General features: G+C 40.5%; 15 protein-coding genes. 5 read left to right on the forward strand and 10 right to left on the reverse strand.

Annotation, left to right across the window (positions count from 1 at the left end):
- Positions 1 to 50: 50 nt before the first annotated feature.
- The gene (locus tag A374_RS19855; RefSeq protein ID WP_007201060.1) at positions 51 to 179 is read right to left on the reverse strand and encodes an FbpB family small basic protein; all 129 of its coding nucleotides are present in this window, start codon (positions 177 to 179) and stop codon (positions 51 to 53) included.
- A gap of 117 nt (positions 180 to 296) precedes the next feature.
- Positions 297 to 3,020 carry an aconitate hydratase AcnA gene (gene acnA / locus A374_RS04775; RefSeq protein WP_007201061.1) on the reverse strand — a complete coding sequence of 908 codons (2,724 nt, stop codon included), beginning with the start codon at positions 3,018 to 3,020 and terminating at the stop codon, positions 297 to 299.
- A gap of 249 nt (positions 3,021 to 3,269) precedes the next feature.
- Between acnA and A374_RS04780 the strand changes: the two genes are divergently transcribed.
- The 4 genes from A374_RS04780 (at position 3,270) to A374_RS04795 (ending at position 4,702) form a co-directional block, all read left to right on the forward strand.
- Complete coding sequence (locus A374_RS04780) at positions 3,270 to 3,461, forward strand: DUF378 domain-containing protein (protein ID WP_007201062.1); 192 nt, start codon at positions 3,270 to 3,272, stop codon at positions 3,459 to 3,461.
- Positions 3,462 to 3,587: 126 nt separating this feature from the next.
- Positions 3,588 to 3,752 (forward strand): small acid-soluble spore protein SspO, encoded by a 165-nt coding sequence (gene sspO / locus A374_RS04785; protein WP_007201063.1) that lies wholly within the window; start codon positions 3,588 to 3,590, stop codon positions 3,750 to 3,752.
- Between the two features lie 21 nt (positions 3,753 to 3,773).
- Complete coding sequence (locus tag A374_RS04790; RefSeq protein ID WP_007201064.1) at positions 3,774 to 3,914, forward strand: small acid-soluble spore protein P; 141 nt, start codon at positions 3,774 to 3,776, stop codon at positions 3,912 to 3,914.
- Between the two features lie 359 nt (positions 3,915 to 4,273).
- Positions 4,274 to 4,702, forward strand: coding sequence for a DUF2621 domain-containing protein (locus A374_RS04795; protein ID WP_007201065.1), 429 nt, complete (start codon positions 4,274 to 4,276; stop codon positions 4,700 to 4,702).
- A 381-nt stretch (positions 4,703 to 5,083) separates the two neighbouring features.
- Here A374_RS04795 and A374_RS04800 read toward each other — a convergent pair whose 3' ends face one another.
- The gene (locus tag A374_RS04800; protein ID WP_007201066.1) at positions 5,084 to 5,983 is read right to left on the reverse strand and encodes a LysR family transcriptional regulator; all 900 of its coding nucleotides are present in this window, start codon (positions 5,981 to 5,983) and stop codon (positions 5,084 to 5,086) included.
- Positions 5,984 to 6,131: 148 nt separating this feature from the next.
- Here A374_RS04800 and A374_RS04805 point away from each other — a divergent pair, with 148 nt between their 5' ends.
- Positions 6,132 to 7,289 carry an MFS transporter gene (locus tag A374_RS04805; RefSeq protein WP_007201067.1) on the forward strand — a complete coding sequence of 386 codons (1,158 nt, stop codon included), beginning with the start codon at positions 6,132 to 6,134 and terminating at the stop codon, positions 7,287 to 7,289.
- Positions 7,290 to 7,372: 83 nt separating this feature from the next.
- On the opposite strand, the gene A374_RS04810 is transcribed toward A374_RS04805, so the two are convergent.
- The 7 genes from A374_RS04810 to tkt all read right to left on the reverse strand — a co-directional run bounded on the left by A374_RS04810 (position 7,373) and on the right by tkt (position 15,253).
- On the reverse strand, positions 7,373 to 7,831 hold the full coding sequence (locus A374_RS04810) for a CcdC family protein (protein WP_007201068.1): 459 nt from the start codon (positions 7,829 to 7,831) through the stop codon (positions 7,373 to 7,375).
- Between the two features lie 28 nt (positions 7,832 to 7,859).
- Positions 7,860 to 8,567, reverse strand: a complete 708-nt coding sequence (locus A374_RS04815; RefSeq protein ID WP_007201069.1) for a cytochrome c biogenesis CcdA family protein — start codon at positions 8,565 to 8,567, stop codon at positions 7,860 to 7,862.
- A gap of 59 nt (positions 8,568 to 8,626) precedes the next feature.
- The gene (locus A374_RS04820) at positions 8,627 to 10,414 is read right to left on the reverse strand and encodes an ABC transporter ATP-binding protein (RefSeq protein WP_007201070.1); all 1,788 of its coding nucleotides are present in this window, start codon (positions 10,412 to 10,414) and stop codon (positions 8,627 to 8,629) included.
- Positions 10,411 to 12,165, reverse strand: a complete 1,755-nt coding sequence (locus A374_RS04825) for an ABC transporter transmembrane domain-containing protein (RefSeq protein WP_007201071.1) — start codon at positions 12,163 to 12,165, stop codon at positions 10,411 to 10,413. The genes A374_RS04820 and A374_RS04825 overlap by 4 nt, the downstream gene beginning before the upstream one ends.
- 205 nt (positions 12,166 to 12,370) lie before the next feature.
- A complete protein-coding gene (locus A374_RS04830) occupies positions 12,371 to 12,583 on the reverse strand; it encodes a YneF family protein (RefSeq protein ID WP_007201072.1) in 213 nt (70 codons plus the stop codon).
- Between the two features lie 80 nt (positions 12,584 to 12,663).
- Positions 12,664 to 13,104, reverse strand: coding sequence for a sporulation inhibitor of replication protein SirA (gene sirA, locus A374_RS04835; RefSeq protein WP_007201073.1), 441 nt, complete (start codon positions 13,102 to 13,104; stop codon positions 12,664 to 12,666).
- A gap of 163 nt (positions 13,105 to 13,267) precedes the next feature.
- Positions 13,268 to 15,253, reverse strand: a complete 1,986-nt coding sequence (gene tkt, locus A374_RS04840) for a transketolase (protein ID WP_040340337.1) — start codon at positions 15,251 to 15,253, stop codon at positions 13,268 to 13,270.
- Positions 15,254 to 15,256: the final 3 nt, after the last annotated feature.

The raw sequence follows: 15,256 nt of genomic DNA on the forward strand, positions 1-15,256 counted from the left end.
TAGTAGTATGACCTCACACAAAAAAAAGAAACAGCTTTGACTGTCTCTTTTTACGCTTGTTTGCTATGTTTTTCTTCCCATTTTTGTTCTAATCGTTCCATCGCCTCACGATCTTGAAGCAATTCACGTTTGTTTTCATTTACGAGTTCTTTAAAGCTTTTATGGCGTTGTTTACGCATAATGGGCACCTCTTTATTTTTACAAGCAGTATCGACGAATAGCTGCGTCTTTATGCATGCAACGAAAAAAAGAAGGATGACATCGAGTATACGTCGATGTCATCCTTTATGAACTGCTTACGCTTTTGCCGCAGCAATTTTATTACGAAGTACCATTGGAAGAATTCCACCGTGACGGTAGTAGTCGATTTCAACTTCACTATCGAAACGAGCGAGTACGTCGAATTCCTTCGTTGTACCATCTTCAGCAACAGCTGTTACTTTTACAAAATCACGTGGTTTTACCGTTTCATCTACAGCTACAGTAAAGGATTCTTTACCTGTTAAGCCGTGTGTTTCAGCGCTTTCGCCTTCTTTAAATTGAAGAGGAAGAACACCCATCAACACAAGGTTACTGCGGTGAATACGCTCAAAGCTTTCAGCAAGAACCGTTTGGATGCCGAGAAGGTTAGTTCCTTTCGCTGCCCAGTCACGTGAGCTTCCCATTCCGTAATCTTTACCTGCAATGACCATAAGACCTGTGCCTTGCTCTTTGTATTTCATCGCTGCATCATAGATGCTCATAGCTTTATCTTCAGGCCAGTATGTTGTCCAGCCGCCTTCAGTTCCTGGTGCGATTTGGTTACGAATACGGATATTTGCAAACGTACCACGCATCATAACTTCATGGTTACCACGACGAGAGCCGTAAGAATTAAACTCACGAGGTTCTACACCGTTGTCCATTAAGTACTTACCTGCTGGCGAATCTTTAGCAATTGCTCCCGCTGGTGAAATGTGGTCTGTTGTTACAGAATCACCAAACTTCGCAACAAGACGAAGATCTTTAAGCGGTGCAATTTCTTTTAACTCAGCAGATAAGTTCTCGAAGAACGGTGGGTTTTGAATGTACGTAGAATCATCATCAAAACCGTAAAGTTTGTCAGCGCTTGTTTTAAGAGCATTCCAACGAGCGTTCTCATCAAATACACTTTCATACTCTTTCTTGAACAATTCTGGCGTAACTGCTAGACGCATTGCTTCTTTAATTTCGTCAGATGAAGGCCAAATATCGCTAAAGAATACATCTTTTCCATCTTGGTCTTTACCAAGAGATTCTTTTTGAAGATCAATATTCACATTTCCAGCAAGTGCATAAGCCACTACAAGCGGTGGAGATGCTAGGTAGTTCGCTTTAACTAGCGGGTGAATACGTCCTTCAAAGTTACGGTTACCAGAAAGAACAGAAGTTACCGTTAAATCATTGTTTGCAATGCCTTCTTCTACTTCTGGAGCAAGTGGTCCTGAGTTACCAATACATGTCGTACAGCCATAACCAACAAGGTTAAAACCTAATTGATCAAGATATGGTGTAAGACCCGCTTTATCAAGGTACCCTGTAACAACTTTTGATCCTGGAGCAAGCGATGTTTTTACGTAAGCAGGAACGTTTAAGCCTTTTTCAACCGCTTTTTTCGCTACAAGACCCGCGCCAAGCATTACGTATGGATTTGATGTATTTGTACAGCTTGTGATCGCCGCAATTGCAACCGCACCTGTTTTAACAAGAGAAGTTTCGCCATTCGCATGCTTCACTTCTGCTTCTTTGTTGATTTCTTTATCTGTTAAACCGAAACCAGCATTTCCTTGTGGAGAAACAAGCGCTGTATTGAATGCTTCTTTCATTTTTGAAAGAGGAATCAAGTCTTGCGGACGTTTCGGACCAGAAAGGTTGGATTCAATGTCATTTAATTTAATTTCTACAACGTCTGTGAAAATTGGGTCTTCTGAAGCTGGCGTGTAGAACATGCCATTTGCTTTGCAGTATTCTTCAACCACTTTCACTTGCTCTTCTGAGCGGCCTGTAAGACGTAAGTAGTTCAATGCTTCTTCGTCTACTGGGAAGAAACCACATGTAGCGCCGTATTCTGGTGCCATGTTAGAAATCGTTGCACGGTCAGCAAGCGGCATTTCCGCAAGACCTGGTCCGAAGAATTCTACGAATTTCCCTACTACTTTTTTCTCACGAAGAACTTGTGTTACTTTCAAAGCAAGATCCGTAGCTGTTGTTCCATCAGGAAGTTCACCTGTTAGTTTTACACCAATAACTTCTGGCACTGGGAAGTAAGAAGGCTGACCAAGCATACCTGCTTCAGCTTCAATACCACCAACACCCCAGCCAAGTACACCGATTCCGTTAATCATCGTTGTATGAGAATCCGTACCAACGAGTGAATCTGGGAATGCTTCGAATTCACCATCTACTTCGTGCGTTTGCACTACAGATGCTAAATACTCAAGGTTTACTTGGTGAACGATACCTGTTGCTGGTGGAACGGCACGATAGTTATCAAAGGCAGATTGTGCCCAGCTTAATAATTTATAACGCTCTTCATTACGCGCAAACTCAAGATCCATGTTTACGTTTAAGGAATCAGCTGTACCGAATTTATCAACTTGTACAGAGTGGTCAACAACAAGATCAACCGGAATATCTGGATTGATTTGTGCTGGATCGCCACCCATGTCTTTCATTGCTTTACGAAGGGATGCAAGGTCTACAACCGCTGGTACCCCTGTAAAATCTTGTAGAATGACACGTGAAGGTTTAAATGGTACGTCTACGTTTTGTAGCTCATCCGTACCCCATTTAGCTAAATTTTCAATATGCTCTTTCGTGATTACGCGACCGTCATGTTGACGTAATACAGATTCAAGCAATACCTTTACTGAGTAAGGAAGTTTGGAAACTTGGCCTACCCCTGCTTCTTCAAGTGCATTTAAATTGTAGTAGTTGTACGTTTTTCCATTGGCGTTAAAAGATGAACGCGCTTTAAAAATATCATGTTGTTGTTTCGTCATAACTCCACTCTCCTCCTTAAAAACCATTGGTACATTTACACGGAGTAATTGTCGAAAAAAAATTCTCTCTCTTTCGTTCTGCAATTTTCTCCCTTGTTTATCATACGAAAGTGCTTACAGTAAGTAAAGTACATATATGTTATGGCCAAGTATAAGAAAAACTTATTGAAAATTCTTCTCATCCTTTTGCTTTTCTTTTCATATGCTAAATTGAAAAACAAAATCTTCGTTGCGAAGGAGGGACAATACATGGCCATACTGAAACATTTAGCCATGCTGTTAGCTGTGATTGGTACACTAAATTGGGGCGTTGTAGGTATTTTTGATTACAATGTTGTAAATGAATTGTTTGGCAGCAGCTCCATCACAGCCGAAATTATTTATATTCTTGTTGGATTAAGCGGTCTTTATCTACTGGCAAATTGGATCAAAGGCGATTGACTGAATTTTTAATGCGTGCACTCTTTTTTTGAGAGTGTACGCATTTTTTTATAAAGCACTCCTTATATTGCCACCATGGTCTCGTTTACTTTCGTACACACTATAAAGGAAAGGCAGGTGACGAATATGCCAAAAGCAAAACACGTCATTTCGGGAATGAACGCTGCTAAATCACAAGGCGGCGGAGCAGGTTATAATACGGAATTTGGTAATGAAGCGTTGTTAGAAAAGAATGAGCCACTATCAGAAGAAGCTCGCCAAAATAATAAAAAACGTAAAAAACGACAGTAATAATGGAAGGATGATTACAAAATGACTGAACATAATACAGCGAAAGATATTCGCAAAAACGCGCCAAAGGGAGAACATTCTGGACAACCTGAACCATTACAAGGTTCAAAAAAGGTGAAAAATCGTCAACATACGCGTCAAAAGCACGGCGGCCATCTTTAACGACCAAAGAGAGCTTCACTGCTCTCTTTTTTACTGTGAACGTTTTCTGTCAAAATCCCCCAAGCTGCTTTAGCATCTCATTATTTCCCAACCGCCTTCTCACGTTGTATCCACGATTGCATATTTATACAAAGTAGCGTAATTGGATATTAAAGTTATCCACACTTATCCACATCTCTTTCTGTACTACTTCCTAATGAGCACTGTATGATACCATAAGCTGTTATACATAGAAAAAAAGACTGTACTAACTCGCGACAATTGTCGGTTATTGTATAGTTGATTTTCGACAGAGTTTCACGCTATAATTTACTATAAAGACAGAGATTGGAAACTTTTCAAGTATAGAGGTGGGCACGATGTCTACGGGGTTTTTTCTTTTTATTTCGTTTTGGATGGTTTTTTTATTAGGAATGTTTGCGATCGGAGGCTACTTTATGTTTCGCAAGTTTCTAAAACGTTTACCAAAAGAAGACGGCAAATCCATTCTTGATTGGCAAGATCATTATATTGAGCAAACGCGCCATTTATGGAGTACCGAGCAAAAAGCGTTTTTAGAGGAACTCGTTTCACCGGTTCCAGAGTTATTTCGAGACGTCGCTCGCGAAAAAATTGCTGGCGTTATCGGTGAACTAGCACTAAAAGAACGCGCTCCACGCATGACACAAGATTTAATTGTGCGCGGTTATATCATCGCCACCCCGAAACGGGATCATCGTTGGCTCGTTAAAAAATTACATGAAAAAAAGGTAGATTTATCACCTTACGAGCAATTGCTCGGTTCTTAAAAAAATGGCATCGCTTACAAACGAGACCCTAAGTTGGTGTTCTAGGACAACGACTTAGGGTCTCACTTGTTAACAAGTTAAAAATGGTATAATAAACTTTTGTTTTTTTTATGTGGACGAACCTTCTTTAGGAACTGATTGATAGCCATTCCTAGGTTGTCCAGACATTATTATTACTTAAACTGTTTCCTATTTAGAAGAGGGCACTTCTTTTACGATTACGTTTTTTTATAGCCTTTGTTTTATCTATTATCTTTTATTATGAATTGACCGATCGTTAGATTCTCAGAAAGTAGCTTTGTTTAAGGAGAGCTAACTGTAATCACATAGCAGCTCAAGAAAGCAGCTTCCATACCAACGAATGAACAACGAGTCGATGCGCTACACAGTGCGCGAAAATTCTTTCTGTATTTCTTTTAAAAATACTTCAGCTGCCGTTGAAAAAAGTTGATGCTTTTTCCAAACCAATTGTAGTCCAGATTCCAAACGAGGTTGCAACGGGCGAAAACAAAGGAAGCGATCGTCCGATGTATTTACAATTTTATCAAGGGTAATCGCATAACCAATCCCCTCCTCCACCATTAAAGAAGCATTAAAGGCAAGGTTATAGGTCGTAACAATAGTTAGCTTATGAAAATCTTCGCCAAACCAAGCAGCAAAATCATTTTTTGAATATGTCTGCTGTACTGCTTGTCGTGAACAGATGAGTGGAAGTTCGAGCAGTTGACTCGCGTTAATTGTTTCATACTTAGCAAGAAAACTGTCTTTTCTCATGACTACTCCCCATACGTCTTTTGCCGGCACATCTAAGTAATTATATTTTGAGAGATCTGCTGGTTGAATGAGAATACCAAAATCAAGCAATCCTTTATCAAGTCGCTCCGTTATATCTTCTTCATTACCACTATACAAATGATAGCGAATGTTTGGATAACGACTCTGCACATCTTTTGCTACTTTGGCAATTAGCTTCATCGCTTCCGTTTCCCCTCCACCTATGTATACATCGCCACTCATCATCTCTTCCATCGCTGTGAATTCATTTTCTAATTTATCAACCATCTTCAAAATTTCTTCTGCTCTCTTACGCAGAATCACTCCTTCCTCTGTCAAAGTAACACTATGACTGCTACGAATCAAAAGTTTTTTCCCTAATTCAAGTTCTAAGTCTTTTAACTGTCTCGATAAGGTGGGCTGTGTTATATGCAAAAAATCAGCTGCTTTCGTTATAGTCCCTTCTCTAGCAACTGTTAAAAAATAGCGCAACACTCTCAGTTCCATAGTGCCTGTTCCTCCAATCTATGTTTTTTAGTATAGTCATTTAAGAAATGCCTATCAAGCATAACAAGGTATAAGATATAAGTATTTTCTATACAAAACAGAAACCTTTAAACTAGAGGCAACGTTTCGTAGAAAGAAGGTTATTTAAATGAATAGTAACAATAAATTATTTCTTTTCGTATTAACGTTAGGAGCATTTGGGATCATCAACACCGAAATGGGGGTTATCGGAATCCTCCCTTACATTGCGAATCATTTTCACACGAGCGTAGCAACAGCTGGATTGCTAGTTAGTATCTTCGCTTTAACAGTGGCAATTTCCGGACCTACCACGCCGTTGTTATTTTCTGGGATTAATCGCAAGAAAATAATGCTAATTGTACTTAGTATTTTCGTTGTAGGTAATCTCATCGCTCTCTTCACGACAAATTATAGCATCGCTCTGATCGCTCGCATTATACCAGCTTTAGTTCATCCACTCTATTTTTCATCTGCTTTTACACTGGCTGCGCATTCTGTTCAAAAAAAGGATGCTCCAAGAGCAGTTTCAAAAGTGTTTATTGGTGTATCAGCAGGTATGGTCCTCGGAGTACCAATTGCAAGTTTTCTCGCAAGTACCTTCTCGCTTCAAGTATCCATGTCCTTTTTCGCTCTTGTAAACATCATCGTTCTTATATGCACATGGGTGTTTTTTCCTTCCATGCCCGTTACGAAAAAGGCATCTTACAGTACACAGTTAAACATATTAAAAAAACCAATTGTTTGGCATTCTATTTTTGCTGTTGTTTTATTTAATGCTGCCATCTTTGGTGTGTATAGCTTTCTTGCGGAGTACCTTAAAAGTGTTACCCATATTTCTGGACAGTTGATTGGCTTCCTACTTTTTATATTTGGGGGAGCCAATATATTGGGAAACACCATTGCAGGAAGTATACTTATAAAATCACCCTTGAAAACAGTCATCATGTTTCCCTTTGCGTTAGGCTTCGTTTATATCCTTTTATTTTTAATTGGCTCCTTTACGTTGCCAATGGCAATCATCACTTTCATTTGGGGGATAGTCGCTGGAATCGGCACCAATATTAATCAATACTGGATTTCATCTGCAGCGCCTGAAGCTCCTGATTTCGCTAATGGCTTATTTTTATCAGCAGTAAACTTAGGGACAACACTAGGCACCTTTGTTGGTGGTCTTTTTATTTCATCTCTAGGAACGCCATACATCGTGTTTGTCGGAATTTTATCGTTAGCCGTAAGCACACTTTTTATTACATTTAGAATGAAACACCATCGCTTAGTAACGTGATTTTATATATAGCTTGAACCCATGCCAGGCACACCAAAAAAAGGTGACTTCCACACGAGGAAATCACCTTTTTAAACGCTTATTTACGACGTTGCTTTTACTTTTTTAAATTTAAAATACATAGCAAAACGCCACGGTAAAATCATGCCAAACGCAACGATAAAAAAGAGACCACTCGTTTCCCCAACGGATATGTAGTGTCCAAAAAACTGCTTCATGCCCATTCGAATTAGAAAAAGAGCAATCAGGATGACAACAAAGCCTTTCGAACGTTTTAAGTAAATCGCTTCACCACGCTTTTCAAAATTACTCGTTTTAATTAAAAAAAGCGAGAAAACACAACCAACGAGAAATGCTTCTGCTGCTTCACTCCACGTCACCCGAAATACCGGAAAAACAAACATTAAAAAGCCCGTTGCCATAAAAAAAGGCGGTAAAATTACTTTTTTAGCATCTACTGGTTTGCTCGTTGCTTTCAGGCGTACAAAAACGATAAAAACTGCCATTAACACCGCAAATACACTACTTACGATTAAAAACAATGGAACATCCTTCTTTCTTCACCATCAATTAGAATCCTTGAAACCCACCAAAAACACGATTGACGAGATACGAGGTTACTTTTGTCATCCAATCAAAATATAAAATCACACCCATGCTCACCATAAGCACACCACCTGATTTCATAATTTGCACGTTAAATCGCTTAATATAACTTAGTTTATCTAAAAAGAAGCTTAAACATAGAAAAGGTACCGCAAATCCAAGTACATAAAAAAACATATATAACATCCCTGCACCTGGATGAGTCACAGCTAGTGCGATCACTCCCGCAAGAATGGGACCTGTACAAGGTGTCCAACCGGCGGAAAAACCAATGCCAATTAAAATAGAACCAAGGTATCCAGTAGGCCGGTTACGAAACGTTAATTTATGATCTTTCATAAGAAATGACGGCTTAAAGACACCTAAAATAATAAGACCAAACACGACGATAATAATCGCGCCGATTTGCCGTAATCCATCTTTAAATTGTACAAAGAACTGGCCAATAAAGGAAGAAGAAAGCCCTAACACGATAAAGATTATCGAAAATCCTAACAGAAAACATGCGGTATGTATCATCGCTTGTCGTTTTAACATGCCTTTTTCCTCTTTTAAGTCACGTACTGAAATGCCAGTAATATACGACAAAAACGCAGGATATAGCGGTAAACAACAAGGCGATATAAAAGAAAGTAAACCTGCAGCAAATGCTAACCATATGTTTAAATCCATCGAAGTCACCCCTTTTTTTCTACTTCTTCCTTTAAGTGTAATGAATTTCACGCAAGGTTTCAATCGCTATTCAATTGGATTTTTTCCATTATTCCTTGCTGTAGAGAAAACATGCGGTAATATTGTCCCCCTAACGCCAACAATTCTTCATGTGTACCGCGTTCAATAATGACTCCTTGATGCAACACTAAAATGAGATCAGCCGCTTGAATCGTTGATAAGCGATGGGCAATTGCTAGTGTCGTTCGTCCTTGTCTCATTACTTGAAGCGCACGCTGTAGCGCTTCCTCCGTTTGTGTATCAATGGTCGCTGTTGCTTCATCAAGAATTAAAATACGCGGCTCGCGAATCATCGTTCGAGCAAAGGATAACAGCTGACGTTCACCACTTGAAAAACGACTTCCTCGTTCGGCTACAGGGTGATGATAGCCTTCAGGTAACTTTTCAATAAATCGTGACACTTGAACAAACTGACATACTTCCTCTACTCGTGCCATGGAAGCGTTCGAAAAAAAGCGCACATTGTGAGCCACGTCCCCTGAAAACAAAAAGGAATCTTGCAACACAAGACCTATATTGGAACGAAGCTCTTGCTCGCTAAACTGCTCTAGCAATTCTCCATCTAGGCGAACTTCACCGCTATGATATGGATAAAAACGCATCAGTACGTTGCTAATAGAGCTTTTCCCACTACCAGTATGACCAACAAGCGCAACCATTTGACCGGCTTTCGCTGTAAACGAAATGTTTTTTAAAACGTCGCGTTCTCCATCGTATGAAAACGATACGTTATCAAATTGAATTTCACCCGAAGCAATCACTGGGGAGGGATGCGTCGTACGGTTTTCTACCTCTTCTTCTTTTTCATCAGACAATGCAAATACACGCTCGCCAGCAACAATCGCTTGTTGCACCGTTGCTAATCGGCTCATCATCATATTAACCGGCTCAAAAAAACGATCAATATAGGCAACAAACGCATAGATTACGCCCACTTCAACCGTATTCGTAAACGATTGCGTACCGAAATAAGAAAGAATCAACATGATGGAAAATACGTAGACAAGATCAACAGCAGGACGCAATAGCAAGCCATTCCACTTCATGTTCTTCATCCAAGCGGCGTGATGTGCTTCATTGATCGTTTGAAACTCTTGGCGCACTCGTTTTTGCTGTCTAAATGCTTGCACGATCATCATACCTTGAATTGATTCGTGCAATTTTGCATTTAATGCGCTGAGCTTTTCACGCATATGCAAAAATGACTGTGAGCTATACTTTCGATAGTTCATCATAATCAGTCCAATGAGCGGCAAAAGAGACAAGCAAAACAAGCCGAGCGTCACATTCAATGAAAACATCGCGATGAATATACCCGTTAGGAAAACGATATTTTGGACAAACGTAGATAAAACGGTCATATATAGGTCTTTAATGGCTTCCGTATCATTTGTAATACGCGAAACGAGCGAACCGACTGGTGTTAGATCATAAAAGCGCAAACTCAGTTTTTGAACTTTCGCAAACAAATCATTGCGCATCGTTTGAATCACATGCATGGCTGTCGTTTGAAATAATACGAGCTGCACATAGTGAAAAATTGCTGCCACTATTAGGAGACTAACGTAGGCCATTCCTAACATCATTAACGTGTTGGTCGGGAACCGCTGCTTCGTTACATATTCATCTAGTACATGCTTAATCAAAATCGGACCGGTCAACTCCGCCCCCGATGCTAAAATTAAACACAAAACCGCGAAGCTTAGTCGCTTTCGTTCTCCTTTTAAATAAGCAAGTAAGCGCTTTAGTGTCATCCACTGCTGCTTGCGTTCTTTTCGTTGACTCATGAGGATCCTCCCTTTTCGAGAAGTTGCTCTAACGCTTGACGGCGGTAAGTTTCTTGATACCACCCTTGCGAGGCAATAAGCTCTTCGTGTGTTCCTTTTTGAACCATCCTGCCTTCATCGAGGACGATTATGCAATCTGCATGCGCCACACTCGATAACCGATGAGCGGTAATGAGTGTCGTTTGCTGCTGTCGCTCTTTTTTAAGCACGCTTAGAATGGCTTCTTCTGTTTTCGCATCAACCGCAGATAACGCATCATCTAAAAGCAAAATAGTAGATTGCAAGAGCAGCGCTCGCGCAATGGAAAGCCGTTGTTTTTGACCGCCTGATAGCGTCACACCGCGCTCCCCAACGAGCGTTTGAAACCCATCGCTTAACTGACAAATCTCTTCATAAATAGCCGCTGCTTGTGCGGCCCGCTTCACTTCTTTAAACGAAGCATCCGGCTTTCCAAAAGCAATATTTTCAAAAATGGATAACGAAAAAAGAAAGTGATCTTGTGGTACATAACCAATCGCTTGACGAAGTGTATCCACACGATAGTTTCGAATGGAAACATCATCAATGACGATACTCCCTTCCTCACAGTCCATTTCACGTAACAGCAGCTTACAAAGCGTTGATTTCCCACTCCCAGTCGGACCGACAATCCCTATTGTCATCCCCTGCTCAATGGTTAGATACACATCACGCAACGCAGGACTATTAGCTCCATCATACGTAAAAGTAGACAGCGCAAGCGAAATCTCTCCAAGCGGGACTTTCTCACAAGCATGCGCCTCTTCCTGAATGCACGCCTCTTCTTTTAACAAAGCCGTGACCCGCTCATAGGAGGCTTTCCCACGTTCTACGATATTAAATAACCAACCAAAAGCCAGCATAGGCCATATAAGCAAGCCTAAATACGTTGTAAATGCAATCAATTGCCCGATACTTAATTGCTCCCCGATGACAAGATAAGAGCCGTACGATACGCTAAGTAAATACGAAAGACCAATAATCAAAGAAATGGTAGGATCAAAAAGCGCATCCACTTTGGCCACTTCAATATTTTGCTTCACCACTTGCTTTGACAGCGCTTGAAAAGCGTCACGATCATGTTTTTCCTCACCAAATGCTTTAATGACGCGAACACCAGCTATACTTTCTTGCACTTTATCATTCATCGATGAAAACGCGGCTTGTGCAGAAGCGAAGCGTTTATGTAGTAGATTGCCGTAGCGACTCGTCGACCACGCCATAAAAGGCAACGGTAACAAACTAACGAGGGTAAGCTTCCAGCTAATGGTCGTAGTCATTGCAATCATCGTAAAGCTGCCCATCATGATTGAATCAACGAGCGTTAATACCCCATCTCCAGCGGTTTGCTGAATAGCCTGTAAGTCATTTGTAGCATGCGCCATTAAATCTCCGACACGGCGCTTATGATAAAAAGAGGCCGACATTTTCGTATAATGAGTAAACAAACGATTTCTTAGCAACAAAGCAAGTGAAATGGACGCACCATAAATCAATACCCGCCAAAAAAAGCGCAACACGTAAACGGTTACAGCGACAATCGCCAAGAGAAGCACGTACAAAAGTAAGTCGCTCTTCGTTAATGTCCCAGCTTTCATTTGATCAATCGCTCGTCCGACAATATTCGGCGGAAGCAGCAAACATAATGAAACGAGCGCCAACAACACAATGCCTCCTATGTAGCGCTTTTTTTCTGACTTAAAATACCAAAATAAATCCGCAAACACACTCACACTCTTTCCCCCTTTTTACACCTCTTTTCATTTTACCAAAAATACCCTAACAAATAATGTGCATTTCTTGCTGTATTCATATCTATGGTTTTAAGCAAGTAAAAAAACCACCTTTTTATAAAAGGTGGTTTTTCGCAAACGCGTTATAGAGACAATGGATGAGCGAGTTACAACGTAACCACCCCTGCCTTGTTTATATAACGCGTTATTTCATCTGTTTGTTCATTGCTTGCATCATTTGATTGATTTTCTTTTGTGATGGCTTTTGGCCCATTTGCATCATCATCACGCGAAGCATATTTTCATTGATTGGCGGGTTCTTTTGTAAGTAACTCATCATGTATTTGCGGGCAATGAAAAAGCCAAGTGCGACCCCAGCAAGAAGCGCAATAATACCCACAAGGATATAATAAAACATATAAAAACTTCCTCCTTCATGTTGTCTAGAACTAGTTTACTATAAAAAGACAAGTATATACAAGGTACCCGCCAAAATAATTATAGCGTTAAACTTCTTCTCGGTTTTAGGGGGTTCAGCCAGCCATAATTGCCCTCTAGTAAATCCATTGCTAAAAAGCCGCTACCATATTTTCGAAGAAGCTCAAATAAAATACTTTCTGCTTCAAAACTTCCTTCAGATTGTAAAAGTAAATAGTGATTCGAAATAATTAAGCGCGCGCTACTATTACAGCATTCTAAAAGAAGTGAATGATCATGAGGGACAAACCCTTCATAGGAAAGAAGCTTTGCATTTAAAAAGGTCACAATGTCATGTGCATGTAGTTCCTTTGTAATGTATTGAATTTGCCGTCTTAACAGGGTCTTTCGGCTGGCCTGTGATCGATATTCATCTAAAAACAGCTGATACAGCTTTTGTTCCTTTCCAAAATAATCTTCTGCAATTCCTTCATGAAGTTGATAGATGTAATATTCTCGCATAGCCCTCCCCCTCTCTTTCTTTTTATTATACGAAAGAAAGGGTAAAATCCTTGTCTGTTACTGACAGCAACTTGTCCACTATTATTGTCGAAGGTGCATTTCTTCTGTCAAAAAAGAAAAAAGTCTGAAGCATGTTTCGCTTCAGACTTTATCTTTTATCTATTTATTTCAAAAGACCTTTTACTTTGTTTACTACGTTTTCTACTGTAAAGCCGTATTCTTGCATGATTTTTTCACCAGGAGCAGAAGCACCAAATTGATCAATCGCAATGGTATCTCCATCAAGACCTACATATTTGTGAAGACCTTGAGAAGCAGCCATTTCAATACCAAGACGCGCACGTACAGAAGACGGTAGAACACTTTCTTTATACTCTGCAGATTGCTCTTCAAAACGATCCCAAGAAGGCATAGACACAACAGAAGTTGCAATTCCTTCTTCTTTTAGTTTCGCTTGTGCTTCAATCGCAAGACTTACTTCAGATCCTGAAGCAAGAAGTAGTGCTTGTGGTGTACCTTCTGCTTCAGAAATAACGTAAGCACCTTTTTTCACGTTTTCGTAGCCATTTTCTTTCGTTCCGTTCAAGATTGGAAGAGCTTGTCTAGTAAGAACAAGAACCGTTGGCTTGTCTTTGCTTTCTACCGCAAGTTTCCAAGCTGCTACAGACTCATATGCGTCTGCTGGACGAATAACGGAAAGACCTGGCATTGCACGAAGTGAAGGAAGTTGTTCGATCGGTTCATGCGTTGGACCATCTTCACCAACAGCTACGCTGTCATGTGTAAATACGAATGTTACAGGAAGTTTCATTAGCGCCGCAAGACGGATTGCTGGACGTAAGTAGTCAGAGAATACGAAGAATGTCGCTCCGAATACTTTTACCCCACCGTGAAGAGCCATTCCGTTTACTGCAGCACCCATTGCAAATTCACGAACACCAAACCAAATGTTACGACCGCTATAGTCGTCACGGCTGAAATTGCTTTCGCCTTCAAGCATTGTATTGTTAGACCCTGCTAAGTCAGCAGATCCACCAAACATAGCTGGAATGTTTTTCGCAAATGCATTTAGGGCCTTACCAGAAGAAGCACGAGTCGCAATAGCTTTCTCGAATTCTGGAAGGTTTGCATCATAATCTTCTGGAAGCTCATTATGCATCGCAAGTTTTAATTGAGCAGCAGCTTCGCTATGCTCTTTTTCATACGCTGCAAAAAGATCGTTCCAAGCTTGTTCTTTCTTTTTGTTTTCTTCTTTTATTTCACCGAAGTGAGAGCGTACTTCGTCTGGTACGTAGAAATCTTCTTCAAATACCCATTTATACGCTTCTTTTGTAAGTTTTGTTTCTTCAGCTCCAAGTGGCGCACCGTGAGAAGCAGATTTACCAGATTTGTTAGGAGAACCAAATCCGATGACTGTTTTCACTTCAATTAGCGTTGGACGGCTTGTATCTTTACGCGCCTCTGCAATGGCTGCTTCAATTTCTTTCGTATCCGTTCCGTCTTCTACACGGATTACTTGCCAACCGTATGCTTCGAAACGATTTTGAACACTTTCAGAGAAAGAAAGGTGTAGATCTCCATCAAGAGAAATATCGTTTGAATCATAAAGAACAACGAGTTTACCAAGACCAAGATGTCCAGCTAGAGAAGCTGCTTCAGCAGAAACACCTTCCATTAAGTCGCCGTCTCCACACATTGCATACGTATAGTGGTCAACAACGTCGAAGTTTTCTTTATTATAAGTAGCTGCAAGATGGCGTTCTGCCATTGCCATACCTACTGCCATTGCAATACCTTGTCCAAGTGGTCCTGTTGTAGCGTCTACCCCAGCAGTATGACCGAACTCTGGATGTCCTGGTGTTTTACTTCCCCATTGACGGAATTGCTTTAGATCTTCAATAGAAAGATCGTATCCAGAAAGGTGAAGCAAGCTGTAAAGTAGCATAGAACCGTGACCTGCAGATAATACGAAACGATCGCGGTTAAACCACTCTGGGTTTTCTGGATTGTGGTTCATGAATTTTGTCCAAAGGCTATAAGCCATTGGTGCAGCACCCATCGGCATACCAGGGTGACCTGAGTTGGATTTTTCAATGCTATCTATCGCTAACGTACGGATAGTGTTGATTGATAATTGTTCAATTGACATAAT

This window comes from Fictibacillus macauensis ZFHKF-1, assembly GCF_000269865.1.
GTDB lineage: Bacteria > Bacillota > Bacilli > Bacillales > Fictibacillaceae > Fictibacillus_C > Fictibacillus_C macauensis.

Excerpts from the sequence above, each read along its gene's own strand:
- A374_RS19855 (WP_007201060.1), bottom strand. The coding sequence starts at position 179 with ATGCGTAAACAACGCCATAAAAGCTTTAAAGAACTCGTAAATGAAAAC.
- acnA (WP_007201061.1), bottom strand. The coding sequence starts at position 3,020 with ATGACGAAACAACAACATGATATTTTTAAAGCGCGTTCATCTTTTAAC.
- A374_RS04780 (WP_007201062.1), top strand. The coding sequence starts at position 3,270 with ATGGCCATACTGAAACATTTAGCCATGCTGTTAGCTGTGATTGGTACA.
- sspO (WP_007201063.1), top strand. The coding sequence starts at position 3,588 with ATGCCAAAAGCAAAACACGTCATTTCGGGAATGAACGCTGCTAAATCA.
- A374_RS04790 (WP_007201064.1), top strand. The coding sequence starts at position 3,774 with ATGACTGAACATAATACAGCGAAAGATATTCGCAAAAACGCGCCAAAG.
- A374_RS04795 (WP_007201065.1), top strand. The coding sequence starts at position 4,274 with ATGTCTACGGGGTTTTTTCTTTTTATTTCGTTTTGGATGGTTTTTTTA.
- A374_RS04800 (WP_007201066.1), bottom strand. The coding sequence starts at position 5,983 with ATGGAACTGAGAGTGTTGCGCTATTTTTTAACAGTTGCTAGAGAAGGG.
- A374_RS04805 (WP_007201067.1), top strand. The coding sequence starts at position 6,132 with ATGAATAGTAACAATAAATTATTTCTTTTCGTATTAACGTTAGGAGCA.
- A374_RS04815 (WP_007201069.1), bottom strand. The coding sequence starts at position 8,567 with ATGGATTTAAACATATGGTTAGCATTTGCTGCAGGTTTACTTTCTTTT.
- A374_RS04820 (WP_007201070.1), bottom strand. The coding sequence starts at position 10,414 with ATGAGTCAACGAAAAGAACGCAAGCAGCAGTGGATGACACTAAAGCGC.
- A374_RS04830 (WP_007201072.1), bottom strand. The coding sequence starts at position 12,583 with ATGTTTTATTATATCCTTGTGGGTATTATTGCGCTTCTTGCTGGGGTC.
- sirA (WP_007201073.1), bottom strand. The coding sequence starts at position 13,104 with ATGCGAGAATATTACATCTATCAACTTCATGAAGGAATTGCAGAAGAT.
- tkt (WP_040340337.1), bottom strand. The coding sequence starts at position 15,253 with ATGTCAATTGAACAATTATCAATCAACACTATCCGTACGTTAGCGATA.